Source organism: Vibrio sp. 10N.247.311.49 (genome assembly GCF_041467655.1).
Lineage (GTDB): Bacteria > Pseudomonadota > Gammaproteobacteria > Enterobacterales > Vibrionaceae > Vibrio > Vibrio crassostreae_C.
The window spans coordinates 58,457-82,167 of sequence record NZ_JBFSVA010000015.1 but is presented as its reverse complement, the minus strand read 5'-3'; the positions used below and the strand labels follow the sequence as shown (position 1 = coordinate 82,167).

At 45.6% G+C, this 23,711-nt stretch carries 24 protein-coding genes; 11 read left to right on the top strand and 13 right to left on the bottom strand.

Annotated features, from left to right (window positions below):
• The first annotated feature begins 34 nt into the window (after positions 1-34).
• The 3 genes from AB6E54_RS15325 (at position 35) to pfkA (ending at position 2,895) form a co-directional block, all read left to right on the top strand.
• On the top strand, positions 35-544 hold the full coding sequence (locus tag AB6E54_RS15325) for a CpxP family protein (protein WP_372107232.1): 510 nt from the start codon (positions 35-37) through the stop codon (positions 542-544).
• A gap of 163 nt (positions 545-707) precedes the next feature.
• The gene (fieF, locus tag AB6E54_RS15320; protein WP_009848870.1) at positions 708-1,616 is read left to right on the top strand and encodes a CDF family cation-efflux transporter FieF; all 909 of its coding nucleotides are present in this window, start codon (positions 708-710) and stop codon (positions 1,614-1,616) included.
• 316 nt (positions 1,617-1,932) lie between these two features.
• Complete coding sequence (pfkA, locus tag AB6E54_RS15315; protein WP_372107230.1) at positions 1,933-2,895, top strand: 6-phosphofructokinase; 963 nt, start codon at positions 1,933-1,935, stop codon at positions 2,893-2,895.
• A 370-nt stretch (positions 2,896-3,265) separates the two neighbouring features.
• Here pfkA and AB6E54_RS15310 read toward each other — a convergent pair whose 3' ends face one another.
• Complete coding sequence (locus tag AB6E54_RS15310; RefSeq protein WP_017061159.1) at positions 3,266-3,619, bottom strand: endonuclease domain-containing protein; 354 nt, start codon at positions 3,617-3,619, stop codon at positions 3,266-3,268.
• Positions 3,620-3,761: 142 nt separating this feature from the next.
• Complete coding sequence (tpiA, locus tag AB6E54_RS15305) at positions 3,762-4,532, bottom strand: triose-phosphate isomerase (RefSeq protein WP_017061158.1); 771 nt, start codon at positions 4,530-4,532, stop codon at positions 3,762-3,764.
• 249 nt (positions 4,533-4,781) lie between these two features.
• Here tpiA and AB6E54_RS15300 point away from each other — a divergent pair, with 249 nt between their 5' ends.
• Positions 4,782-5,129 (top strand): 5-carboxymethyl-2-hydroxymuconate Delta-isomerase, encoded by a 348-nt coding sequence (locus AB6E54_RS15300; protein ID WP_017061157.1) that lies wholly within the window; start codon positions 4,782-4,784, stop codon positions 5,127-5,129.
• Positions 5,130-5,174: 45 nt separating this feature from the next.
• Entirely contained in the window at positions 5,175-5,603 is a 429-nt protein-coding gene (locus AB6E54_RS15295; protein ID WP_017061156.1) for a DUF805 domain-containing protein, read from the top strand.
• Between the two features lie 61 nt (positions 5,604-5,664).
• On the opposite strand, the gene AB6E54_RS15290 is transcribed toward AB6E54_RS15295, so the two are convergent.
• The 3 genes from AB6E54_RS15290 to glpX all read right to left on the bottom strand — a co-directional run bounded on the left by AB6E54_RS15290 (position 5,665) and on the right by glpX (position 7,980).
• Positions 5,665-6,012 carry a DUF3135 domain-containing protein gene (locus AB6E54_RS15290; protein WP_017061155.1) on the bottom strand — a complete coding sequence of 116 codons (348 nt, stop codon included), beginning with the start codon at positions 6,010-6,012 and terminating at the stop codon, positions 5,665-5,667.
• Positions 6,013-6,134: 122 nt separating this feature from the next.
• Positions 6,135-6,755, bottom strand: coding sequence for a metalloregulator ArsR/SmtB family transcription factor (locus AB6E54_RS15285; protein WP_017063674.1), 621 nt, complete (start codon positions 6,753-6,755; stop codon positions 6,135-6,137).
• Positions 6,756-6,972: 217 nt separating this feature from the next.
• The gene (glpX, locus tag AB6E54_RS15280) at positions 6,973-7,980 is read right to left on the bottom strand and encodes a class II fructose-bisphosphatase (RefSeq protein ID WP_017061153.1); all 1,008 of its coding nucleotides are present in this window, start codon (positions 7,978-7,980) and stop codon (positions 6,973-6,975) included.
• Positions 7,981-8,304: 324 nt separating this feature from the next.
• Between glpX and zapB the strand changes: the two genes are divergently transcribed.
• Positions 8,305-8,547, top strand: a complete 243-nt coding sequence (zapB, locus tag AB6E54_RS15275) for a cell division protein ZapB (protein WP_008219652.1) — start codon at positions 8,305-8,307, stop codon at positions 8,545-8,547.
• Positions 8,548-8,644: 97 nt separating this feature from the next.
• Here the strand turns inward: zapB and rraA are convergent, their stop codons facing one another.
• The 4 genes from rraA to hslV all read right to left on the bottom strand — a co-directional run bounded on the left by rraA (position 8,645) and on the right by hslV (position 12,257).
• Entirely contained in the window at positions 8,645-9,163 is a 519-nt protein-coding gene (rraA, locus tag AB6E54_RS15270; RefSeq protein WP_017061152.1) for a ribonuclease E activity regulator RraA, read from the bottom strand.
• 73 nt (positions 9,164-9,236) lie between these two features.
• Positions 9,237-10,154 carry a 1,4-dihydroxy-2-naphthoate polyprenyltransferase gene (locus tag AB6E54_RS15265; RefSeq protein ID WP_010435357.1) on the bottom strand — a complete coding sequence of 306 codons (918 nt, stop codon included), beginning with the start codon at positions 10,152-10,154 and terminating at the stop codon, positions 9,237-9,239.
• Between the two features lie 155 nt (positions 10,155-10,309).
• Positions 10,310-11,650: an HslU--HslV peptidase ATPase subunit gene (gene hslU / locus AB6E54_RS15260; RefSeq protein ID WP_016767976.1), complete on the bottom strand. Its 1,341-nt coding sequence runs from the start codon at positions 11,648-11,650 to the stop codon at positions 10,310-10,312.
• A 58-nt stretch (positions 11,651-11,708) separates the two neighbouring features.
• Positions 11,709-12,257 (bottom strand): ATP-dependent protease subunit HslV, encoded by a 549-nt coding sequence (gene hslV, locus AB6E54_RS15255; RefSeq protein ID WP_004729692.1) that lies wholly within the window; start codon positions 12,255-12,257, stop codon positions 11,709-11,711.
• 298 nt (positions 12,258-12,555) lie between these two features.
• On the opposite strand from hslV, the gene AB6E54_RS15250 reads away from it, so the two are divergent.
• The gene (locus AB6E54_RS15250; RefSeq protein ID WP_017061149.1) at positions 12,556-12,816 is read left to right on the top strand and encodes a hypothetical protein; all 261 of its coding nucleotides are present in this window, start codon (positions 12,556-12,558) and stop codon (positions 12,814-12,816) included.
• A gap of 108 nt (positions 12,817-12,924) precedes the next feature.
• Here the strand turns inward: AB6E54_RS15250 and ftsN are convergent, their stop codons facing one another.
• From ftsN to priA, 3 genes are all read right to left on the bottom strand, one after another.
• A complete protein-coding gene (ftsN, locus tag AB6E54_RS15245) occupies positions 12,925-13,464 on the bottom strand; it encodes a cell division protein FtsN (protein ID WP_372107228.1) in 540 nt (179 codons plus the stop codon).
• A gap of 122 nt (positions 13,465-13,586) precedes the next feature.
• On the bottom strand, positions 13,587-14,591 hold the full coding sequence (cytR, locus tag AB6E54_RS15240) for a DNA-binding transcriptional regulator CytR (protein ID WP_048605405.1): 1,005 nt from the start codon (positions 14,589-14,591) through the stop codon (positions 13,587-13,589).
• Positions 14,592-14,831: 240 nt separating this feature from the next.
• Entirely contained in the window at positions 14,832-17,033 is a 2,202-nt protein-coding gene (gene priA, locus AB6E54_RS15235; protein ID WP_372107226.1) for a primosomal protein N', read from the bottom strand.
• Between the two features lie 332 nt (positions 17,034-17,365).
• Between priA and rpmE the strand changes: the two genes are divergently transcribed.
• Both rpmE and AB6E54_RS15225 read left to right on the top strand, forming a co-directional pair.
• Complete coding sequence (gene rpmE, locus AB6E54_RS15230; RefSeq protein WP_004737142.1) at positions 17,366-17,584, top strand: 50S ribosomal protein L31; 219 nt, start codon at positions 17,366-17,368, stop codon at positions 17,582-17,584.
• A gap of 334 nt (positions 17,585-17,918) precedes the next feature.
• On the top strand, positions 17,919-19,226 hold the full coding sequence (locus AB6E54_RS15225) for a malic enzyme-like NAD(P)-binding protein (RefSeq protein WP_017063680.1): 1,308 nt from the start codon (positions 17,919-17,921) through the stop codon (positions 19,224-19,226).
• A gap of 166 nt (positions 19,227-19,392) precedes the next feature.
• On the opposite strand, the gene metJ is transcribed toward AB6E54_RS15225, so the two are convergent.
• The gene (gene metJ / locus AB6E54_RS15220) at positions 19,393-19,713 is read right to left on the bottom strand and encodes a met regulon transcriptional regulator MetJ (protein ID WP_004415993.1); all 321 of its coding nucleotides are present in this window, start codon (positions 19,711-19,713) and stop codon (positions 19,393-19,395) included.
• Between the two features lie 208 nt (positions 19,714-19,921).
• Here metJ and AB6E54_RS15215 point away from each other — a divergent pair, with 208 nt between their 5' ends.
• Positions 19,922-21,103, top strand: coding sequence for an O-succinylhomoserine (thiol)-lyase (locus AB6E54_RS15215; protein WP_017061143.1), 1,182 nt, complete (start codon positions 19,922-19,924; stop codon positions 21,101-21,103).
• Positions 21,104-21,105: 2 nt separating this feature from the next.
• Positions 21,106-23,517, top strand: coding sequence for a bifunctional aspartate kinase/homoserine dehydrogenase II (locus AB6E54_RS15210; protein ID WP_372107224.1), 2,412 nt, complete (start codon positions 21,106-21,108; stop codon positions 23,515-23,517).
• The last annotated feature ends 194 nt before the right edge of the window (positions 23,518-23,711 follow it).

Sequence of the window (23,711 nt, the reverse complement as noted above, 5' to 3'; positions counted from 1 at the left end):
ACATGACTTATTATACCGAATTGAGGCAACAATTATGAAAATGACTAAGAAACTTGTACTAGCAGCTGCGGCACTTCCACTTATTTTTGGTACAGCAAGCGCGTATGCTTACGGTGGTGGTGATAAAGGTGACCACAAAGGTATGCACGACAAGTGTGGCGGTTTCGATAAAAAAGTAATGCGCCAACTAGACCTAACCGACGCTCAAAAAGAACAGTTAAAAGAGATGCGTGAAGCAGACCGTGCTGAGATGAAAGCAAAGCGCGGTGCAAACAAAACGGCAAAAATGGCGCAAATGAAAGCGCATCACGAAAAGGTTCAAGCATTGGTACTTGCTGACAACTTTGACGAAGCAGCAGCAAACGACCTAGCAAGCCAAATGGTTGAGAAGCAAACTGAGCGTCGCGTAGCAATGCTTAAGAAGCAACATCAAATGATGAGCGTACTAACACCTGAACAGAAGACTCAACTGAAAGAAATCCAGCAAGATCGCATGGCTAAATGTGCGGACAAAATGGAAAAACGCATGAACAAAGACAAGTAATTCATGGTTTGAAAAAGCTGGATTGATTGAAAGTGTTTAGAAAGAAGCGGCCTAGTGCCGCTTTTTTTGATCTTTAAAATGAATGTATTAGATCCTAGCTGTCATATTCAATCGGTGTTTTGCGGGTTATACTTTGTGCTATCAGTCACTTTATAGCCAATTTATGAAACAAGAATACGCACGTTTAGTTACGCTCGCCGCTTGGGCTGCCACCATCATTGCCTCCATATTATTGGTTGTGAAGGTTGCAGCGTGGTGGGTGACAGGCTCAGTCAGTTTATTAGCTTCTGTCGTTGACTCACTGTTGGATATCGCCGCTTCTGTCGTTAACCTTGTGGTGGTTCGTTACTCTCTGCAGCCAGCTGATAAAGAACATACCTTTGGTCATGGCAAGGCCGAATCTCTTGCTGCATTAGCACAAGCGATGTTTATTTCTGGTTCAGCTTGTTTCCTTATTCTTAACGGTATTGAACGTTTCTTCCGACCGCATGAGCTGAACTCTCCTGAAATTGGTATTTATGTCAGCTTGTTCGCAATGGTCATGACCTTCGGTTTGGTTCGATTCCAAAAGCATGTTGTGAGCAAAACGGGTAGCCAAGCAATTGCGGCTGACTCACTGCATTATCAATCTGACCTCTATATGAATGCTGCGATTATGCTGGCGCTAGCACTGAGCTGGTTTGGTATCGGTCAAGCAGACTCGGTATTCGCGATTGGTATCGGCATCTACATTCTTTACAGTGCTTACCAAATGGCGATGGAAGCGGTGCAATCTCTACTTGATCACAAGCTACCCGATGAAGAGCTCAAGCAAATTAAAGAGGCATCGTTGAGTGTGGAAGGGGTACTGGGTGTACATCAACTAAGAACGCGCCGTTCTGGGCCTGTTCGTTTCATTCAATTGCATTTAGAACTCGAAGATAATATCCCACTGATTGAAGCACACCGCATTTCTGACGAAGTAGAGGACAAGCTTATTTCAGTGTTCCCTGATGCTGATGTATTAATTCATCAAGATCCATATTCGGTCGTATTTGGCCCAGAGAAGCAGCAGAAATTTCACTCATGGTAATGCGTCTAAAAATTAGGCAGCAAATGGCAAGTGAATGGCTTTTGAACTAAAGTGAGTAAAAATTGCTAACTCAAAGGTGATTCAAAAATCACCTTAGTAACAATTAATGTTGATTCTGATGTGAATCAACAAAGTTATTGAGTAAAACTGTAATACTCTTACAGAAGTAGAAATGTTACATAATTTTACGTGATTTAAGTGCTATTCCTGTTGAGGAAATGTAACATAACGTACAAATATAGATTTAAAATCTTGTTGATATACAATCAGCAAGAACAAGAATTGAATAATAGATTCCCAAAAATCGAGGGTGAGCATGATTAAGAAGATCGGTGTTTTGACCAGTGGTGGTGACGCTCCAGGCATGAACGCAGCAGTTCGCGGTGTAGTTCGTACTGCGCTATCAGTTGGCATTGAAGTTTACGGCATTTACGACGGCTACCAAGGCCTTGTGGAAGACCGTATCGAAAAGCTTGACCGTTCAAGCGTATCTGACGTGATCAACCGTGGTGGTACTTTCTTAGGTTCTGCACGTTTCCCTGAGTTCAAAGACGTTGCTGTTCGTGAGAAAGGCATCGAGAACCTTAAGAAGCACGGTATCGAAGCACTTGTTGTTATCGGTGGTGACGGTTCTTACATGGGTGCTAAGAAACTGACTGAGATGGGTTACCCATGTATCGGTCTTCCTGGCACAATCGACAATGATATCGCGGGTACTGATTACACTATCGGTTACCTAACTGCGCTTAACACTGTTATCGATTCAATCGACCGTCTACGTGATACGTCTTCTTCTCACCAACGTATTTCTATTGTTGAAATCATGGGCCGTCACTGTGGTGACCTTACGCTTATGTCAGCAATCGCGGGTGGTTGTGAGTACATCATTACACCTGAGACTGGCCTAGATAAAGATCAGCTAATCAGCAATATTCAAGATGGTATTGCGAAAGGCAAGAAGCACGCAATTATCGCTCTAACTGAGCTAATGATGGACGCGAACGAATTGGCTAAAGAGATTGAAACGGCAACAGGTCGTGAGACTCGCGCAACCGTTCTTGGTCACATTCAACGTGGTGGTCGTCCTACTGCATTTGACCGTGTTTTAGCTTCTCGTATGGGCAACTACGCCGTTCACCTTCTTCAAGAAGGTCACGGTGGTCGTTGTGTGGGTATCGAGAAAGAAGAACTTGTTCACCACGACATCATCGATTGTATCGAGAACATGCAGAATCCAGACCGTTCTGAGCTGTTCCGCGTTGCAGAAGAGTTGTTCTAAGCCACGCTTAGCGTTCGCTTAAAGAATTTAAAAACCGCTGATTATTCAGCGGTTTTTTTGTGCCCGCCGTTCTTTAGATTCATTGTAAAATCCCCTCCTAGCCTCCCCTTATGTCAGGTTTCTAGATCCCTTTAGCTTTCATTGGAAAGGGGAGGAACCGTTCCGTAGTTGTTGGAGCATATACCGACTACAACAAATTTTAGCGATTAACGTAAGCTTTCCTATTAGCGATTTATTGAACATTTTATGGTTTCAGTAAGCCTAGGAACCTAAGTGAACAAAGAAAGTTCTCCCCCTTTACCTTAGATCGGCAGGGTAATCGAAAATGTTGAAATAAGGGGGAGTTAGAGGGGGATGTGTACACAGAAGTTTATTTGGGGATTGAATTCATGATTTTCACCAAAACTTCTTCAAGATTCTGATTAACTTCATTATTGGTAAAGCGAAGCACCTTGATTCCAATCTTGTTTAAGTCTCGTGTACGCTGATGATCGTAAGCCTGTGCTTGTTCTGAAAAGTGGCTATTACCATCTATCTCAATGGCCAGTTTTAGTTCACAGCTGAAGAAATCCACGACGTACTTTCCGATGCTATGTTGTCTGCGAAACTTAATACCAAGCTGCTTGTTCCGTATATAAAACCATAGCTTGCGTTCTGGTTGAGGCATGTTGTTTCGGAGCTGTTTTCGAAATGTGTTTAGATGAGCTTGTGTATAAATCTTCATAACGCAGTCTAATAAACCGGAATGTTATTAAGTTACAAAGAGCTCAGTGCAAAAAAGAGGTTGGGAGTGGCGGTTTTCGAGCGAGATCAAAAAAGGCCAACCTAAGTTGACCTTTCATTTAATTTAAACGGTGAAGTTTAAATTAAGCTTTTGCTTCAGCTGCTGCTTTAGCGATAGCTGCGAAGCTTTTCGCGTCTAGAGCTGCGCCGCCAACTAGAGCACCGTCGATGTCTGGTTGTGCGAAGTAAGCTGCTGCGTTTTCTGGCTTAACAGAACCGCCGTATTGGATAACAACTTTCTTAGCAACTTCTTCAGATTTCTCTGCGATGTGTGCACGGATTTGAGCGTGGATGCGTTGTGCATCTTCAGCTGTAGCTGCTTTACCAGTACCGATAGCCCAGATTGGTTCGTAAGCGATGATAGCGCCTTCAAGAGCTTCAACACCTTGAGTGTTGATAACAGCGTCAAGTTGACGAGCACATACTGCAACAGTTTCGCCTGCTTCGTTTTGTGCTTCAGATTCACCGATACAAAGAACTGGAGTTAGGCCGTTCTCTTTTAGGAATGCGAATTTCTTAGCTACGAACTCATCTGATTCGTTGTGGTATTCACGACGCTCAGAGTGACCGATGATGATGTGAGATGCGCCGAACTCTTTAAGCATTGCTGGAGACATGTCGCCAGTGAATGCACCGCTGTTGTTTAGGTCAGAGTTTTGAGCACCTAGGATGATCGCGCTGCCCGCTTCAGTAAGCGTACGCTCAGCAAGATCAACGAAAAGTGCTGGTGGAGCAACTGCTACGTCTACGCCTGTTACGCCTTCAAGTTCAGCGTTAAGACCGTTTAGTAGATCAACAACCATTTCTTTGCTGCCGTTTAGTTTCCAGTTACCCATAACTACAGGATGACGCATAGGAATATCTCCAAAGTATTTAAATAAATCGAATGTAAAAAAGTAAACTTTATTACGAAATAATATAACAGATTAATATCAACAGATCATGACTGTGGTCATGACTTTCTTGGATCTTACTCAATGGTCAGAGTAGATTTTGAGCATATATCAGTGATCCGGCAGACAGAATAATAGCTAACTTCTCGGATTTTTCATCGTTAGTTGTTATTAAGGGACAAACGATTGCGTTAACAACAGGAAGTAACAATGCCGAATCTAGTTCTAGAGTACTCCAATTCAGTGGATGAGCGAGTAAATATCCAAGGCTTACTGGAAGATCTCCACCAAGTCGCTCTCACATGTGGCTTGTTTGATGTGCCATCAGTGAAATCTCGTTCATTGCGTTGCCATAATTGGTTGGTCGGTGATGAGGAAGATAGTGTAGACTTTATTCATATCAGCTTTGAGTTACTTTCGGGACGAACGGAAGAGCAAAAGCGAGAATTGTCACGATCGTTAATGCAGATCCTGCAAGAACAAGCGAGTCATGTAAGAAGCTTAACGGTGAATATTCGTGATATGGATAAAAGTTGCTTTCAAAAAGTAATAAACTAACCATTGCTGCTGACTTTTAGCGGCGTATAAATTTGAGTATTTAAGATGTCGATGAAAGAATTACTGCTCTCTTTCAAGGGGAGAATTGGTCGTAAGACTTACTGGATTTGGAATGTTTTCTACTACATAGCGATTACCGGTTTTGCTTCAGGTATCTCTGTGTTGTTCCCTGCTTACTCTTATATCCTGCTACCAATCATCCTATTGATGCTTGTGATCCCAGACCTTGCGGTAACCGCTAAGCGCTGGCACGACCGCAATAAGTCTAATTACTGGCTACTATTGAATGTGCCATTAGTATTGGGTCGTTTAGCTTCGCCAATGGTTGCAACGACGACAGAGCCGGTATCGCCAATTCATATGGCGGCAACCGTCGCGGCATTAGTGTGTGGTTTCTGGATTCTGATTGAGTGTGGTTTGTTGAAAGGTACAGAAGGCCGTAATGACTACGGCGAAGACCCATGTGAATATTGAACAGCGAACCAATAAGAAGGGGGCATTACGCTCCCTTTTTCTTTTTAGTGCTTTGCTAATTTCAGTACATTTTAGGTTCGGTATTCGGCTTAAAAGGCACGACATTTTCAGGCAGAGATTCTTCAAAGCCGCAGCGCCCTTCGAGTGCATCTTGGAACTTACAGACCTGACAGCGCAGCTCTTGCATGAGTACGACATTGGCGTGGTGTGGGTTTTTACAACGGCTAACCACTAAGTCGATGTGACTTTGCTGCGCACGAAGTCGGTCTTGCATCACGTCTGAAGCCGAACAAATCATCTGTTCGCACATCTCGTGTTTGAATTGATTGAATGCTTTCGGGTCGCTTTTCGCGAGTTGGACAAGTTCATCAAAGGGTGGCAGTTTTTGAGCGGGTTGTGGATGCGCCATCATTCCTTCCTTAGCATTAAGCGTGTTTCATATGCTCTAAGCTTAAGAAAGAAATCTGTACAAATTTTAATCTATTTGTATTTTCTCAATATTGAGACGGTATTAGCCGATTACCTTTGCAATCAAAGGGCGGGTGTTAAGGTGTAAGTGCAGCGTCGTTCGCCAGCAATGATGTGCTCTGTACGGCTCACGTGACACTCATCTTTTAGTAACTCAGTAAACACGTTGAGCTCAGATTGGCACAGGCTAGGGCAGCGAGTTGCAGCCTTACAGATAGGGCAGTGGTTCTCAATTAAGATGTAGTGATCATCATGCTCTTGAAGCTCAGCCATGTAGCCTTCGTCTTCACGAAGCTGGGTGAGTTTTTTAAGCTTGCTGATGAGTGAATCACAGCCAGACAGCGCAGTTTGATACTGCTTAAGAGTGTGTTGTTCACGCTCGGCAGCAACCTTAGCCAGCCCTTCTTTACCAAATAGATTCTCGACAGCATCAATCACTTGAATGGTGAGTTCACCATGTCGGTCTGAAAATTGGTTATGACCTTGTTGAGTCAGGGACCAGTGGCGAGTCGGGCGACCCACTTTCACTTTCACATCATGAAACGCAAGAATACCGTCATCTTCCAGGCTTTGCAGATGTTGCCTTGCCCCCATTGTCGTCATGCCAAATTCTTCTGACAGTTGTTTCGCGGTTACCGCGCCTTGACGCTTAATGGTCTGTAAGATTCTGTCGCTTGTTTTCATACTATCCCTACCTAATGAACCTTACTATTATGAGGCAAGGTGTTTATAAAGCAAACCATTTACTATATTGATGATAATTTACTATATTGATGATAATTTACTCTATAGATAGCGTTTTACTCTATTGGCTGCCATGGTCAGATTCTGGTGCGCTAATAAAACAAAAGGCTGATACTAGGTATCAGCCTTGGAATATTCTGTTTCACCGAATTTAGGCTTACAGGATATGACCTACTACTTCTGGATCTTTACGCTCTAGGTAGTGGATAGATTTGATGCGGCGAATTGTACGGCAGCGGCCACGGATAAGCAGGGTTTCTGTGGTTGCGATATTACCTTGACGAGAAATACCTTCTAGCAAGTCACCCTTAGTGATGCCTGTTGCTGAGAATACAACGTTGTCGCTGCGTGCCATGTCTTCCATCTTCAATACGATACCCGCCGTTACGCCCATTTCTGCGCAGCGCTCAAGTTCAAGTTCACCGTGCTTGCGGTTCTCTTCTGTGTCGCCTTTCACTTCGTGGCGAGGTAGAAGACGACCGTGCATGTCGCCGTCGAGTGCGCGAATTACCGCCGCCGAGACCACACCTTCAGGTGCGCCGCCGATGCAGTACATGACGTCTACTTCACTGTCTGGCATACAGGTTAAGATAGAAGCCGCAACATCACCGTCTGGCACAGCAAATACACGAACGCCCATTGCTTGCATGTCGGCGATGACTTGATCATGACGAGGCTTAGCAAGCGTGGTTACGACTAGAGTATCAAGTGTTTTACCTAGTGCTTTAGCGATGTTTTCTAGGTTTTCTGTTAGTGGCAGTTCTAGGTCAATCACGCCTTTAGCGCCAGGGCCAACAACCAACTTTTCCATGTACATATCAGGCGCTTTAAGGAAGCTGCCTTTTTCGCCCGCAGCCAATACAGCCAATGCATTTGATTGGCCCATTGCTGTCATGCGTGTCCCTTCAATTGGGTCAACTGCGATGTCGACAGCGTCGCCGCCCACACCTACGTTTTCGCCGATGTATAGCATAGGTGCATCATCGATTTCACCTTCGCCGATAACAATCTCACCGCTAATTTCGGTTTTGTTTAATAGGCTACGCATTACTTCTACAGCAGCGCCATCTGCAGCGTTTTTATCGCCACGGCCAAGCCACTTGTAACCAGCTAGTGCTGCACCTTCTGTGACACGAGAGAATGACATTGCTAAATCGCGTTTCATGCGGACTCCAAAATTTTCAAAGGGGGAATAGAAATTTCGCGGAGAATTTTACCATATCCAAAAGGAAACGTTTGCCTTTTTGTTTTTTGGAGATTGCTCTCGATCAATTCGCAGTGGAAAACAGTTATTATTCATCAAAATAATCGGTTTGCCGTTGTGGCGGTAATCGTTCACGTCAATATTCGGTAAAAAGCGCTGTTTTTTTCATCGAATGGCGCAAAATATCGAATATATTGAGTGTTTATCCTTGCTCTGCTGAGTAGAATGGGGAAATAAGTGGAGTGAACCTTCACCATCAAACGGATAACTTAAAGGTAGGCCAGAATGTCTTTTGAAGTACTAGAGCAGCTAGAAGCAAAAATTCAAACAGCAGTAGATACAATTGCACTTCTTCAAATGGAAGTGGAAGAGCTTAAAGAAGAGAAACAAGCACTAGCAACAGAAGCTGGTGAGCTTAAAGCAAGCCGTCACGAGCTAGAGCAAAAAACTCAGCAAATGCAGGAAGAGCATTCAGCATGGCAAGATCGCATCCGTAACCTTCTTGGTAAAATGGATGAAGTAGAGTAATCGACTCTTCAGATTTAAAAAAACGCCCGCTACTCAGTAGCGGGCGTTTTTGTTTGTGTTCTTATGATTTGTTTTATTATTTGAAGCTGAGTGAGAGTTACTCGACGTCTTCTTCCTCGACATCCAAATCGAGTTCTACATCTAGAGGTTCGGCAGAAAGAATGATGCCAGTGTTGTCTGCGTAGAGGTAATCTTCAGGTAAGAAGGTCACGCTGCCAAAGTTCACTGGAACGTCTAATTCACCGACACCTTCTTGGCTCGCACCAACAGGGATAGAAGCCAAGGCTTGGATACCTAGGTTCATGTCTTCAAGCTCATCGACTTCACGAACGCACCCGTAAACCACAATACCTTCCCACTCATTGTCTTCGGCAAGTAGGGCTATCTCCGCATCGATCAGCGCTTTACGTAGTGAGCCGCCACCATCGATTAACAACACTCGTCCCAAGCCATCTTGCTCTAATACGGAGCGAATCAAAGCGTTGTCTTCAAAACACTTTAATGTCGTGATCTGTCCGGCGAAGGATGCTCGTCCACCGAAGTTGCTGAACATTGGCTCCACGACATCCACTTGATCCAGATATATGTCGCACAGTGCTGAAGTGTTGTATTCCATTTGCGTACCTTTTGAACAATGAGCTTAGTTTGAGTATATCGGTGCTTGATCCCTTTGCAATGATTAGTCTCAATTAACTCAGTAGAGTTTGAGCTACGACAACCCCTGCAAACAATAGGTTAGTGACCAGTGAGCATTTCACAATGACAGGCATCATCGGCGCTATTTGTGCTGGCTTCTCTGTTTCCCACACGGCCTTGCCATGCTTATAGACAATAATAATGCTGAGTAAAAACGGTAGACTGATCCAGACTGGTTTTTCTTGAATGAGTAGGTACAGAGCGAAAGACGCGAGAGCCAATCCAAGAAGTGCAAAGTGGTATTGCTTAGCTTTGCGTTGTCCTAGACGAACGGCCATGGTGCGTTTCCCGCATTCACTGTCGTTTTCGATATCACGCATGTTATTGATATTGAGTACCGCAACCGCCATCAGTCCGCAGCCTAACGCTGGAAGAAATAGACTTGGTTCAACATGACCAGTGTGTAAGAAGTAAGTACCAGAAACACCTAACAAACCAAAGAAGATAAAGACAGATAAGTCCCCTAGGCCAATATATCCATAGGGTTTGTTGCCTACGGTATATGCGATAGCCGCGACAATCGCTAATACGCCGAGTGCGATGAAAGACAGAATGCTTTCAATTGATGTCAGCGCATGGAAAATCAGAATGAGCCCTGCGATAACGGTAAACACGATATTGAGGATGATCGCTTGCTTCATGGTTGTTGCCGTCACCGCGCCAGATTGCATTGCGCGTGTTGGTCCTAGACGATTTTCGTTGTCGGTGCCTTTAGCCGCATCGCCATAGTCATTCGCTAGGTTCGATAAAATTTGTAAGAGTGTGGCGGTTAAAAAAGCCAGTAGTGCTATCGATAAAGAAAAGTGATCGCTGGAGAACGCTAAACTACTTCCTGTAAGAATAGAGACGAGTGCGAGAGGCAGAGTTTTCGGTCGTGCGGCATCAAGCCAAATCAGTAGAGATTGTTTCATCGTAGGTCTATTTCTTTGTAAGTCTTCGTTTCAAACTGTGATTTGAGTATACGCCCATTCTTCAAGTAATAAAAAGCCCACTCGAAAGTGGGCCTTGAATTCGCTTATTAGCTGCTATTTCTTTGAGATAGAGCAATAAGTTGGAATTTCGTGTGCTACAGGATGAAGCGGCTTAGGTCTTCGTCTTCAACGAATTCACCGAGCTTCGACGTTACGTAAGCTTCATCAATGACGAGTTTGCTGCCGGCTTTTTCTGTTGCGTCGAATGAAATCTCATCCATTAGGCGTTCCATAACAGTATGTAGGCGACGCGCACCGATATTCTCCGTGGTTTCGTTAACACGCCATGCCGCGTCAGCAATCTGATTAATGCCATCTTCAGTGAACTCAATGCTCACATCTTCTGTTTTCATCAGGGCAATGTATTGCTCTGTTAAAGATGCTTTTGGCTCAGTAAGAATTCGTTTGAAGTCATGTGCAGAAAGCGCTTCAAGTTCTACACGGATTGGTAGACGACCTTGCAGCTCAGGGATCAGGTCAGATGGCTTAGCCACTTGGAATGCGCCTGATGTGATAAACAAGATGTGATCAGTTTTAACCATGCCGTGTTTCGTTGATACTGTGCTGCCTTCGATAAGAGGCAGTAGGTCACGTTGAACACCTTCGCGAGATACGTCTGGGCCTGAGCTGTCACCACGTTTACAGATTTTGTCGATCTCATCGATGAACACGATACCGTTGTTTTCAGCGTTGAAGATCGCGTTCTCTTTCAGCTCTTCTTGGTTCACAAGCTTCGCAGCTTCTTCTTCCGTCAGTGCTTTGAATGCGTCTTTGATTTTCATCTTACGCTTTTTCTTGGTGTCGCCCGCTAGGTTTTGGAACATGCCTTGCAGCTGGTTTGTCATCTCTTCCATGCCTGGAGGTGACATGATTTCAACGCCCATTTGCGGTGCGGCTACATCAACTTCAATCTCTTTGTCATCTAGCTTACCTTCACGCAGTTTCTTGCGGAAAATCTGACGAGTGTTTGAAGAGGTTGTGTCTTCAGTTGATTGCTCGTTCTGACCCCAAGCATCACGCGCTGGTGGTAGAAGGGCATCAAGAATGCGTTCTTCAGCTTGTTCTTCAGCGCGGTATTGTACTTTTTCCATCGCTTGTTGGTGCGTCATCTTGATCGCAACGTCCGTTAGATCACGGATGATGGTTTCAACTTCTTTACCAACGTAACCCACTTCGGTGAACTTAGTCGCTTCTACCTTGATGAAAGGCGCGTTTGCTAATTTCGCTAGGCGGCGAGCGATTTCAGTTTTACCTACACCCGTTGGGCCAATCATCAGGATGTTTTTTGGCGATACTTCAACACGTAGGCTTTCTTCAAGCTGCATACGGCGCCAGCGGTTACGAAGAGCGATAGCCACTGAGCGCTTAGCGTTGTCTTGGCCGATAATGTGGCGATTGAGTTCGTGAACAATTTCGCGAGGAGTCATCTCAGACATGGTTTTTCCTTAATTCTTTAATCACTGTTGAATACAACGTTATTGATGGAAGCGGTCGTTACTCTGGCTTTGGCAGCTCAACGGTGCTTTCTAGTTCTTCAATAGTGTGGTGATGGTTGGTGAAGACACAGATGTCGCCTGCAATGTTCAGCGACTTTTCTGCGATTTCACGCGCATCTAAATCAGTATTTTCTAATAGTGCAGTAGCGGCTGCTTGAGCGAAGTTTCCGCCCGAACCGATCGCAATCAGGTCGTTCTCAGGTTGAACTACGTCACCGTTACCTGTGATGATCAGTGAAGCGGTCTCATCCGCTACTGCTAACAGTGCTTCTAACTTACGTAGAGCACGGTCGCTACGCCAATCCTTCGCTAGCTCAACTGCCGCTTTGGTGAGATGGCCTTGGTGCATTTGCAGCTTGCTTTCAAATTTTTCGAATAGCGTGAAAGCATCAGCCGTACCGCCAGCAAAACCGGCCAGTACTTTGTTGTTGTATAGGCGACGTACTTTACGGGCGTTGCCCTTCATTACTGTATTGCCCAGAGATACTTGTCCATCACCCGCGATGACGACTTTATTATTACGACGTACAGATACAATGGTAGTCACGAGTCGACCTCTTTTGATTATTATTTATGGTTACTACTTATATGTGGCTCCACTATCATGAATTCAAGTGCCACATTTAATGGTATGTCATATCAAAAAAACTAAATGTTACCAGTTGTTTCAAACATCCATTACCTGTTGAGCCTATGTGTGGCAAGGGTTGGTGGGTTAATAGTTTGTGATAAATATAAAAAAAGATAAAACAAATTTCTAACGTGAAATGGTTAACACTTTTTGTTTGATTTATAAGGAATGATGTTCACTAATCAGTGGTATTCACTGCATAAGGAGTAGTGTGATGAATAGTGACAATATCAGTTTTTTTAATAGAGATATGGATCTGGATGAGCTGTCTATACTGCATCATCTGATGTATCAGGAGGCGGGCGAGTGTTCAACAGAACATCTAAAAAACTCGGTCAACGTTTTTCTTAAACGTCCATTTCCTAACGTTTTAGCGCACTTGGATTTTTTTGGTTACATCGAGATAAATAAGGAGCAGGTCTACCTGACTGACTTTGGGCTTGAGTACTACGAACAAGTACCTCAGTTTCGTTAAAACGCACTCTTTTGATTAACATACTGGTATTGCTTGTGCGATGAACTATTGAACGCTTTCAAACAGCAATAGGGGGAATCCTCTTCCCCCTATTATATATTGAGTTGATTAAGACCCGTCTTTCCAAATAGCGCAAGGTTCAATTTTCGCTCGTTGCAGCTTATGGCGATCGCGTTCTGCGTCACGCTTCAACTTGTATGGCCCTAGAACCACACGGTACCAGCTACTGCCGTCTTTTTTACGGATTTCACTCGAGATACCTTGGAACGCAATATCTAACTTGCGCGTTTCTGCCTGTGCTGACGTTTTGTAAGCGCCACACTGCATCACGTAAGGGATCTTAGAGATCTCTTGTTCTTTGGCTTTAACTTCAATCTCGCGGCTTGGCAGCGTTTCAACGTAGTCCCACTTCTCTTCTGGAGGCGGTGGAATCACTTTCGCTGGTTTTGGCTTAGGTTTTGGTTTGGTAGCCACAGGTGTTGGTGCTGGCGGCTCAGGATCATTACTCAATAAGTAAAGTCCATAACCAAAACCACCGGCAAGGAGGATCGCCAAAAGACCACTGCGCCAAGGTTTACGGCGAGGGGCTTGTTTCTTGGTCGGTTTTTTCGTGCCACGACCGCGTTTTACATAATCTCTATTAGCCACAAGACAATTCAATAGTTGCTGATTCTGTCCTCATGGTAATCCAGATTGCGCGAGGATAATAGTGCAGAAATGGAAGCGGCACATCAAAATGTGCCGCAGATTTATAAGGGTATTTCTGAGGGTTACATTCGAGGTGGTGCGGTGCTGCCTCTAACGACTAATTTAGCTTCAAGCAGACGCGAACCTGCTTGCACATCGTTGCCCTTCAATAGATCAAGCATCATCAACATCGCTTGGCGTCCAATCTCATAACGAGGCTGAGAAATAGTGGTTAGCGGTGGATCGCAGTATTGAGCGAATTGGATGTCATCGAAGCCAACAATCGATAGGTCTTGAGGAACGCGCAAGCCCAGCTTCTTCGTTTCTTGAATCGCACCAATCGCCATCGCATCGTTGTGACAGAAGATAGCTGTAGGTTGTTCAGGAAGTGCCAGTAATTGACGAACCGCTTGAGCGCCCGCTTCAAAGGTGAAGTCACCGACCGTGCTATAGGCTGGATTCATTGAGACTCCGGCGCGACGCAGCGCTTGCTGGTAGCCTTGTTGGCGGAACTTACACAGTGTTGCCGATACTGGTCCTGAAATTTGAGCAATACGCTTATGACCTAACTGAGCTAGGTAGTTCACCGCTTCAAAGGCAGAGGTCAGGTTATCGATGTGTACCGTAGGCAGTTCAAGCTCAGGGGCAAACTCACACGCCATTACCATCGGCGGTAAATTCTTTTGTTCAGGTTTGCTGACATCAAACGGATGGTCAGTACCCAGCAGCAACATGCCGTCGGCTTGTTTGGTGAAAACTAAGTTAACAAACGAAGACTCGCGCTTCTTTTGCTGGCCGCTATCTCCCAGTAGAACAAGGTAATCATTTTCTACTGCGGCATCTTCGATACCACGAATGATCTCGGCGAAATAAGGGTCACAGATATCAGGAACAATAGTGATGATGGTTTTTGATTCGTTGCGACGTAAGTTTCTAGCTAATGTATTGGGTGAGTATCCAGCTTCAAGTACTGCTGTTTCCACTCGTTTGCGAGTCGAAACTGAGACTTTCTCAGGGTTCATCAATGCACGTGATACCGTGGCTGTTGAGACGCCTGCTAGCTGGGCAACATCCTTCATTGTCGCCATAAATTAAACCCTCTTTTAAGTTCCTTTGCCGCCTAAGCATCTAAGGCGTGAATAATAAATGTAATCGAATAGATATTATGAAAGTGTTGCTAACACTTTTTTTATTGCAATATTTTATTCGTTTAATCCGTGTAAAGTTACGGCTAGATTAACAAAAATCACATGACTAGTGTGAAGTTGCTCACGAGAAATATGAAATATTTGTGAACAAACTTATCATTAGTTTTAACCCAAGTGGGTTTAACTCAAATCTTGCGGCTCAATATCGAGTGACCAGCGAACTTTTTTCGCAGCAGGTAACATATTGATGGCCGGCTTGGCACTCATCAATAGCTTCTGCATTAACGAGCGCGTCTGAGTTTGTAAGATTAACTGCCAGCGCGATTTGCCCGCTCGTTTTGCTAACGGAGCCGGGGTTGGCCCTAACACCATGCAATATTGGTCAAACAAGGGGTGCGATTCTAATGTATGACGAACCTGACGCAAGAACTCTTCCACCAAGCGAGTGTCATTGGCTTCTGCTCTAAACAGCGTCATAAAGGTATAGGGCGGTAACATTGCTTGCTTACGCTCTGCCAGTGCCGTCTGAGCAAAGTGGTTATAGTCTTTGTGTAGCAAGGCTTGCAACAACCCATGTTCTGGGTGGTGAGTCTGTAAGATCACTTCACCGGGTTTGCTTGCTCGTCCTGCGCGTCCCGCTACTTGGATGAATAGCTGGGCAAGACGTTCAGACGCTCGGAAGTCACTGCTATATAAAGAGCCATCCACATCCAATAACGCCACAAGTGTCACGTCAGGGAAATGGTGACCCTTAGCAAGCATCTGCGTGCCGATAAGAATTTGGAATTCACCCTTACGAATCGACTCCAGTGCGCTTTCTAAACTGCCTTTACGGCGGGTGCTGTCGCGGTCAATACGAATGGTTTTGTATTCCGGGAATAGCTGACCAAGCTGAGCTTCTAACTGCTCGGTCCCGACACCCACTGTCACTAAGTTTGCAGATCCACAGCCTTGGCAATTGTGCACGATATGCTGCTGAGAACCACAGTGGTGGCAGCGCATCTCATTGCTGTATTGGTGATAGGTGTAGTAAGCATCGCAACGTTTACACTCGGCTGTCCAACCACAATCGTGACACATTAATGCCGGAGAAAACCCTCGACGATTGAGGAACAGCATCACTTGGTTGCCAGCTTTGAGGTGTCTTTGCATCTCTGCAATTAACGACGCAGACAAACCACTTTCTAGATATTCACCTTTAACGTCCAACACCTTATTGGTGGTCGGCAGTGCGACACCCGCACGTGAAGTCAGGGTGAGATAACTGTATTTGCCGATCTGAGCGTTGTGCAGCGTCTCAAAGGCCGGAGTCGCCGAGCCTAACACAACTGGAATCTGCGCTTTGTGCGCACGCATGATCGCCACATCACGAGCGTGGTAGCGCAGGCTATCTTGCTGTTTATAAGACGCATCGTGTTCTTCATCGACAATGATAATACCTAGGTCAGCAAACGGCGTGAACAGAGCCGAACGGGTACCAATCACGATGCCCGCTATTTTATCGCGCGCCGATAACCAAGCATTCAGTCGCTCAGAATCGTTTAAACCTGAGTGGATAACCTCAACAGGTACATTAAAGCGTCGCTTAAAGCGGTTAATCGTTTGAGGGGTGAGGCCAATCTCGGGCACGAGCACTAACGCTTGTTTACCTTGGTCGAGAATCGGCTTAATCATATTAAGGTAAACCTCGGTCTTACCTGAGCCAGTAACGCCCTCTAACAGGAAGCAACCAAAGTCGGTTTGGCTATTTACGGTCGCAATCGCGATGGCTTGTTCGGCATTGAGCTTAGGCTTGTCTTGGTCGTTTTCAAGATCAACTGGCCACGGCTGACGCGTTGGCTTTTTCTCTACCGATTCAATCCAGCCTTTCTCTTCTAGCGTTTTGAGTACGGCGCTGCCAACTTCTTCATCAATGAACTCTTGATGAGGAACCGGGCCGTGTTCAAGCATGTGCATCACTTTGGCTTGCTTGACCGCGCGACCAAAACCTTGCATCAGTTGGTCTTTGCCTGATGGCGTTAACTGCCACTCAACCAGCGTCGCGAAGTCGGCGGCTTTGCCTTTTCTTAGAGCGCTCGGAAGGGCGTTAGCAAAGGTTTCGCCAAGAGGGTACTGATAAAACTGACTGCACCACATTAATAGTGAATAGACAGATTCCGGCCAAACAGGCTGATTATCTAACAAGGCTTTAATCGGTTTGAGCTTGTCTAGCTCGAATTCAGATTCGTTAACCAGAGCCGTGACAATGCCGGTTAAGGTTTGTCGTCCAAAAGGCACAGAGACTCGTCCACCAATAATCGGAAATAGGTGGTTTGGAATCTTGTAATCGAACTGCTTGTCGAGTGGAACAGGCAGTGCCACGCGGGCAATCATTGGACGCATAAAGGGACGGCTTTATCTGAGTTGACGAGAGCGAACAGTCTAAAGGATAAGGCGGTTAAATTCGAGAAGCAGTTTGGATGAAGGTGGCGAGTTAGCGTATACCGACAACGACAGCCCGAAATCTCAGGCCGATAAAGGAAATAAAGAGAGAATTGGTGAAAAATGTATCAAATCGGTTGATCCTGCTTTATAGATTCATTACTATACTGCGCCTTAAAGGTATGGCTTCATCACTCTTTTGTGTCGATGCGGTGTCTTTATTTCTTTTTTTAAACTACGTGTGGTGTGCGGCTTAGAATCGTATAGCGACACGGCCTACTTGAGGTTATCCCATGAAAGCTGGAATCCACCCAGAATACAAAGCAGTTACTGCAACTTGTTCTTGCGGCAACACATTTGAGTTCAACTCAACGCTAGCAAAAGAATCAATCCACCTAGACGTATGTGACAAATGTCACCCGTTCTACACTGGTAAGCAACGTATCGTAGATACTGGCGGCCGTGTTGATCGCTTCAACAAGCGTTTCGGTGCTCTTTCTAGCAAGAAGTAATTCTCGCTATTTAGACATGAAAAAGGACACTTCGGTGTCCTTTTTTGTTGCCTGTAATTTGAGAAAGCACTGACTTCTATTCAAGCATCAATCCCGCCCAACGATAAGTTGCCTCTCTATTCTATTTCAGGGCAATTCCTTGCGTATCTCTCTTCACCAAAATTCAGCACGAAACTTCAACAAGCGATAGTAATTTCAACTGCTCACTGGTCTTATTAGTAGTGAAATCTCGTTTTTTAATGAGACAGAGGCTTCAACCACCTAGGAACTTTGAAGTACATCCATTAACATGAACAAGATCCCCCAAATAATAATATCCTAGGAACCTACACCTATGTCTGAAGACAGCAGCCAAGCTCAATCCTCTCAAGCGTTATCATCTGAAAAATCGTTATCGCCTCAAGAACAATTCCGTCAGCAAGCTCTTGATTACCATGAGTTCCCAATTCCAGGCAAAATTGCCGTAGAACTGACGAAGCCTGCAAACTCTGCAGAAGACCTAGCACTTGCATACAGCCCAGGCGTGGCTGAGCCTGTTCGCGAGATCGCACAGAACGTTGATAACGTTTATAAGTACACAGGTAAAGGCAACATGGTTGCAGTTATCTCTAACGGTACAGCGATTCTTGGCCTAGGTAACCTTGGCCCTATTGCTTCTAAACCTGTTATGGAAGGCAAAGCGCTCCTGTTTAAGCGTTTTGCTGGTTTAGATTCTATCGATATTGAAGTAAAACACCGCACAATCGATGAGTTCGTTGATACAGTTGCGAATATCGCAGATACATTCGGCGGTATTAACCTGGAAGACATCAAAGCACCAGACTGTTTTGAGATTGAACGTCGCCTGATTGAACGTTGTGATGTTCCGGTATTCCACGATGACCAACATGGTACAGCGATTGTAACGGCAGCGGGTATGCTGAATGCGATCGAGCTTCAAGGTAAGAAACTTGAAGAGTGTAAGATCGTTTGTTTAGGTGCTGGCGCAGCAGCGGTTGCTTGTATGGAGCTACTGATTAAGTGTGGCGCTCAGCGTGAAAAAATCTACATGCTTGACCGTAAAGGTGTGATCCACACTCGTCGTGATGACCTCAACGAATACAAAGAGCTGTTCGCAAATAACACTGATAAGCGTACGCTTGAAGATGTTATCGAAGGCGCTGACCTGTTCTTGGGTGTATCGGGGCCGAATCTACTGCCTGCTGAAGCACTAACGCTGATGGCTGATAAGCCTGTTGTGTTTGCATGTTCAAACCCAGATCCAGAGATCAAGCCTGAGCTTGCACACGAAGTTCGTTCTGACCTAATCATGGGTACAGGCCGCAGTGATTACCCTAACCAAGTAAACAACGTACTTTGTTTCCCATTCATTTTCCGTGGTGCACTAGACGTGCGTGCGAGCGAAATTAATGACGAAATGAAGCTAGCGGCGGTTAAAGCGATTCGTGAACTGGCGAAAGAAGAAGTTCCAGCTGAAGTACTAGCAGCTGCGGGCGAGACTGCACTGGAGTTCGGTAAGGGTTACATCATTCCTAAGCCAATGGACCCACGTCTACTTCCTCGCGTAGCACGAGCAGTTGCGGAAGCGGCTGTTGAATCTGGCGTAGCTCGTATCGAGATGCCTGCTAACTATATGGCTTAATAGCTGTTGCTCTATTGAGCCAAAAAGAATAATAAAAAACCGACTCATCTGGAGTCGGTTTTTTTATGTCTATCATTCACAGCGCAATCATAAAAAGCTATGCGCGATGTGATAAATAAGGTTCAGCTAGAGCGAATCAATAATGAAGGCAGTGACTGAGTTGTTTTTATTCTTCGTCAAACGCTTCGAACTCGATACCCATCTCTGTCATCAGCTTTTTCACTTCAGCAGGAATATCGTCTGGGCGGTCTTTACGAAGGTCTTCATCCGTTGGTAGTGGTTGGCCTGTGTACGCATGTAGAAAGGCTTCGCACAGTAGCTCACTGTTTGTTGCATGGCGTAGGTTATTAATCTGGCGGCGAGTACGCTCGTCAGTAAGAACCTTTAACACTTTTAGAGGGATAGAAACTGTAATTTTCTTTACTTGTTCGCTTTTCTTTCCATGCTCAGCATATGGGCTTATGTATTCACCATTCCAGTCGGCCATTGCGTACCTTCATCACTTTAGTTGTTAGAATAAATTAATAGTGGTGATTTTAGCGGGATTTACTGCCATAAGCAAAGACATATAGACGTCTAGAAGTGTTGACGTCTCACGTTTATGACAGTAAAGTGAATAACATATATCTAACACAGCCGCAAAATGCCGACAAGCCGCTGTGATTCTCAGACGCAAAACTTGTAAGGAAGCACCTATGAGCAGCCGGAAGCCAGCAACAATCGCAGTACGTACTGGTATCGAGTCAGACACGCAACACCATGCCGTTGTCCCACCCATTTATCTTTCGACTAACTATGGGTTTCCCGCTTTTGGTGAAGTGCCAAAGTACGATTACACCCGTTCTGGTAACCCAAACCGCGGTTTATTAGAGACGGCACTGTTTGAGCTTGAATCAGGCAAAGGCGCGGTTGTGACTAACTGTGGTACTTCGGCGCTTAACTTATGGGTTTCGGCTTTCTTAGGCGGCGATGATCTTATTATTGCACCGCACGATTGCTACGGCGGTACTTACCGTCTGTTTAACACTCGCTCGCTAAAAGGTGACTTCAAAGTTCTGTTCGTTGATCAATCGGATCAAGCAGCGCTGGATGCGGCGATCGCGCTTAAGCCAAAGTTGATCTTAATTGAAACCCCATCGAATCCACTGGTTCGCGTGGTTGATATTGCAGAAACTTGCCGTAAAGCGAAAGAGGTTGGTGCTCTGGTTGCTGTCGACAACACGTTTTTGACACCTGTGTTCCAAAAGCCTTTAGAGCTGGGTGCTGATTTTGTTATCCACTCAACCACTAAGTACATCAATGGACACTCAGATGTTATTGGTGGCGTTGTGGTCACTAAGACAGAAGAACACGCTGAAGAGTTAGCATGGTGGGGCAACTGTATTGGTGCGACCGGCACACCATTTGATAGCTACATGACTTTACGTGGTATTCGTACGCTAGGTGCGCGTATGCGAGTTCACGAAGAAAGCTCACGTGAAATTCTAGCGTCTCTGCAGCAACAAGATCTTGTTGGCACTATTTACCACCCAAGCCTTCCTGAACATCCGGGTCATGATATCGCGAAGAAACAGCAATCGGGCTTTGGTTCCATGCTCAGTTTTGAGTTTGCGGGCTCATTCGAGGCGCTTAAATACTTTGTTGATAAGTTAGAGCTGTTTTCTTTGGCAGAATCATTGGGCGGTGTTGAAAGCCTGATTTGTCACCCTGCGTCGATGACTCACCGCGCGATGGGTGAAGAAGCCTTAGCAGAAGCGGGTGTTTCTCAGCAACTACTGCGTCTATCTGTTGGCCTTGAAGATGCAGAAGACCTAATCGATGACCTCAAGCAAGCGTTTGAAAGAACACAGCGCTTTATCGCTGAAGGGGAGGGTTAATAATGGCAACCTTTCGCCAGCTACATAAATTTGGTGGCAGCAGTTTAGCGAATCCTGAATGTTACCAACGCGTGGTCAACATTCTTAGAGAATACTCATCAGCATCTGATTTGGTGGTGGTATCGGCAGCAGGCAAAACAACCAACCGTTTGATTGAATTTGTTGAAGCGCTCGACAAAGATGGTCGTATTGCCCATGAATGCCTACAAGCACTTCGTCAGTTCCAACTCGATCTGATTGAAGCACTGCTTGAGGGTGAATCAGCCGCACAACTTACTTCAACCATTCAACAAGAATTTACCGCTTTGGGTGAGCTAACGGCTCCCTTGAGCGAAGCACAAAAAGCAAAAGTGCTTGGACACGGTGAGGTTTGGTCTTCACGTCTACTCGCGGCTTTGTTGTGCCAGCATGATTTACAAGCCGTTGCTCAAGATGCGCGTGCTTTTTTACGTGCAGAAGTGGGCGCTCAGCCTGAAGTCGACCGCGCACGTTCTTACCCTCTGATCAAAGAAGCCTTGGCGCAGCATGCACATTGCCGCGTGGTGATTACGGGCTTTATGGCTCAGAACTGCCAGGGTGAAACGGTATTGCTTGGCCGTAACGGTTCGGATTACTCAGCAACCGTGATTGGTGCTTTGGCTGAAGTTGAACGCGTGACGATTTGGAGTGATGTGGCAGGCGTTTACAGCGCTGACCCTCGTCTGGTTTCAGATGCGTGTCTATTGCCTCTACTTCGCCTTGATGAAGCCAGCGAATTGGCTCGTCTTGCCGCTCCAGTGCTTCACAGCCGAACGCTACAGCCTGTGGCTCAAAGTGCTATGGATCTCAGCTTACGCTGCAGCTATCAGCCGGAGGCGGGCTCTACACAGATCGAGCGTGTACTGGCATCGGGTCGTGGCGCAAAAATCATTACCTCTTTGGATGAAGTGCTTATCGTGCAACTGACCTTTGGTCACGGCCATGATTTCGACCGTCTAGAGAGTGAAGTGCTTGAAGGGCTTAAGCGTGCTCAACTTGAGCCGCTTGCTTATGAGCTTGAACCGGATCAACACTGTTTGCGTCTTGCCTACACAGAAGAGATCGCTGGTGGTGCATTAGAATATCTCCAAGACCATGCGATTGAAGCTGAGATTAAGCTAAAAGAAGGTTTCTCTCTGATTGCTGCAGTGGGTGCGGGTGTGACTAAGAACCCTAACCATTGCTACGGTTTCTACCAGCAGCTTAAGAGCTCGCCGGTTGAGTTCATCTCAGAAGCGAACTCAGGCTTAAGCTTGGTGGCTGTGATTCGTAAGAGTGAAACATCAAGTCTAGTGAAAGGCATTCATTCTCAACTGTTCCAAGCGCAGAAGCGTGTTGCGATTGCCTTGTGTGGTAAGGGCAATATTGGTTCAAGCTGGTTAAGCCTGTTTGCTGAGCAAAAAGCGGAACTTGAAAAGCGCCGTGGAATGAACTTTGAATTGGTTGCCGTGGTTGATAGCCAAACCTATTGGTTCGACGATCAAGGCATTGATGCGACTTCGGTAGGTAAGCGCTTTGACGACGAAGCTATTGCTAACAATGGTAACGACTGGTTAGAGCGTTTGGGCTCTATTCAAGGTTATGACGAAGCAGTGGTTCTGGATGTGACTGCGAGCCCAGTGCTTGCAGCAAAGTATCTGCAAATCGCACAACAAGGTATTCACCTAATCTCGGCGAACAAGGTGGCAGGTTCTGCATCGAGCGAGTATTACCATCAAGTACAAGATGCTTTCGCTAAGATTAGCCGTCATTGGTTGTACAACGCGACAGTGGGTGCTGGATTGCCGATTAACCACACGGTACGTGACCTACGTGAAAGTGGCGATGACATCATTGCGTTGTCTGGCATTTTCTCGGGCACGTTGTCTTGGTTGTTCCAACAGTTTGATGGCACCGTGCCGTTCAGCGAGTTGGTTGACTTAGCATGGCAACAAGGCCTTACGGAACCTGACCCTCGTGCTGACCTAGATGGCTCAGACGTGATGCGTAAGCTGGTGATTCTGGCGCGTGAATCTGGTTTGGATATCGAACCTGAAAACGTAAAAGTGGAATCGCTCGTACCTGCAGAGCTGCAAGATCTATCTGTGGATGACTTCTTCGACAAAGCTTCTGTACTGAGCGAAGAGCTGGCTGAGCGTTTAGAGAAAGCGCACTCTCAACAGAAAGTTCTGCGTTACGTAGCGCGTTTGGAGAAGAACGGTAAGGCAACCGTAGGTGTTGAAGCCCTATCTAAAGAACACGCTCTAGCGAACTTGCTGCCTTGCGATAACATCTTTGCGATTGAGAGCAAATGGTACAAAGATAATCCGTTGGTTATTCGTGGCCCAGGTGCCGGTCGTGAAGTAACGGCAGGTGCAATTCAATCTGATCTAAACAGAATGTCTAGTCTGTTCTGATACTCATATCGGTTGGTTTGAAACTCAGATCAATTGTTTTAGTACGTAAATGGCATACTATTCACTAAGATAAATAAGGCTGAAAGCACGATGTGTTTTTCAGCCTTTTTTCTACATTATTTCTGCTTTGCGACCCATCTAACGACTTGAGTTTTACTCACGATCTACTTGAGAAAAATTCATAATGGATCTGT

Excerpts from the sequence above, each read along its gene's own strand:
- rpmE (WP_004737142.1), top strand. The coding sequence starts at position 17,366 with ATGAAAGCTGGAATCCACCCAGAATACAAAGCAGTTACTGCAACTTGT.
- AB6E54_RS15325 (WP_372107232.1), top strand. The coding sequence starts at position 35 with ATGAAAATGACTAAGAAACTTGTACTAGCAGCTGCGGCACTTCCACTT.
- fieF (WP_009848870.1), top strand. The coding sequence starts at position 708 with ATGAAACAAGAATACGCACGTTTAGTTACGCTCGCCGCTTGGGCTGCC.
- AB6E54_RS15215 (WP_017061143.1), top strand. The coding sequence starts at position 19,922 with ATGAGCAGCCGGAAGCCAGCAACAATCGCAGTACGTACTGGTATCGAG.
- rraA (WP_017061152.1), bottom strand. The coding sequence starts at position 9,163 with ATGGAATACAACACTTCAGCACTGTGCGACATATATCTGGATCAAGTG.
- glpX (WP_017061153.1), bottom strand. The coding sequence starts at position 7,980 with ATGAAACGCGATTTAGCAATGTCATTCTCTCGTGTCACAGAAGGTGCA.
- AB6E54_RS15295 (WP_017061156.1), top strand. The coding sequence starts at position 5,175 with ATGTCGATGAAAGAATTACTGCTCTCTTTCAAGGGGAGAATTGGTCGT.
- AB6E54_RS15210 (WP_372107224.1), top strand. The coding sequence starts at position 21,106 with ATGGCAACCTTTCGCCAGCTACATAAATTTGGTGGCAGCAGTTTAGCG.
- tpiA (WP_017061158.1), bottom strand. The coding sequence starts at position 4,532 with ATGCGTCATCCTGTAGTTATGGGTAACTGGAAACTAAACGGCAGCAAA.
- metJ (WP_004415993.1), bottom strand. The coding sequence starts at position 19,713 with ATGGCCGACTGGAATGGTGAATACATAAGCCCATATGCTGAGCATGGA.
- hslU (WP_016767976.1), bottom strand. The coding sequence starts at position 11,650 with ATGTCTGAGATGACTCCTCGCGAAATTGTTCACGAACTCAATCGCCAC.
- AB6E54_RS15250 (WP_017061149.1), top strand. The coding sequence starts at position 12,556 with ATGAATAGTGACAATATCAGTTTTTTTAATAGAGATATGGATCTGGAT.
- priA (WP_372107226.1), bottom strand. The coding sequence starts at position 17,033 with ATGCGTCCAATGATTGCCCGCGTGGCACTGCCTGTTCCACTCGACAAG.
- AB6E54_RS15285 (WP_017063674.1), bottom strand. The coding sequence starts at position 6,755 with ATGAAAACAAGCGACAGAATCTTACAGACCATTAAGCGTCAAGGCGCG.
- AB6E54_RS15300 (WP_017061157.1), top strand. The coding sequence starts at position 4,782 with ATGCCGAATCTAGTTCTAGAGTACTCCAATTCAGTGGATGAGCGAGTA.
- AB6E54_RS15310 (WP_017061159.1), bottom strand. The coding sequence starts at position 3,619 with ATGAAGATTTATACACAAGCTCATCTAAACACATTTCGAAAACAGCTC.
- pfkA (WP_372107230.1), top strand. The coding sequence starts at position 1,933 with ATGATTAAGAAGATCGGTGTTTTGACCAGTGGTGGTGACGCTCCAGGC.
- zapB (WP_008219652.1), top strand. The coding sequence starts at position 8,305 with ATGTCTTTTGAAGTACTAGAGCAGCTAGAAGCAAAAATTCAAACAGCA.
- cytR (WP_048605405.1), bottom strand. The coding sequence starts at position 14,591 with ATGGCGACAATGAAGGATGTTGCCCAGCTAGCAGGCGTCTCAACAGCC.
- AB6E54_RS15225 (WP_017063680.1), top strand. The coding sequence starts at position 17,919 with ATGTCTGAAGACAGCAGCCAAGCTCAATCCTCTCAAGCGTTATCATCT.
- AB6E54_RS15290 (WP_017061155.1), bottom strand. The coding sequence starts at position 6,012 with ATGGCGCATCCACAACCCGCTCAAAAACTGCCACCCTTTGATGAACTT.
- AB6E54_RS15265 (WP_010435357.1), bottom strand. The coding sequence starts at position 10,154 with ATGAAACAATCTCTACTGATTTGGCTTGATGCCGCACGACCGAAAACT.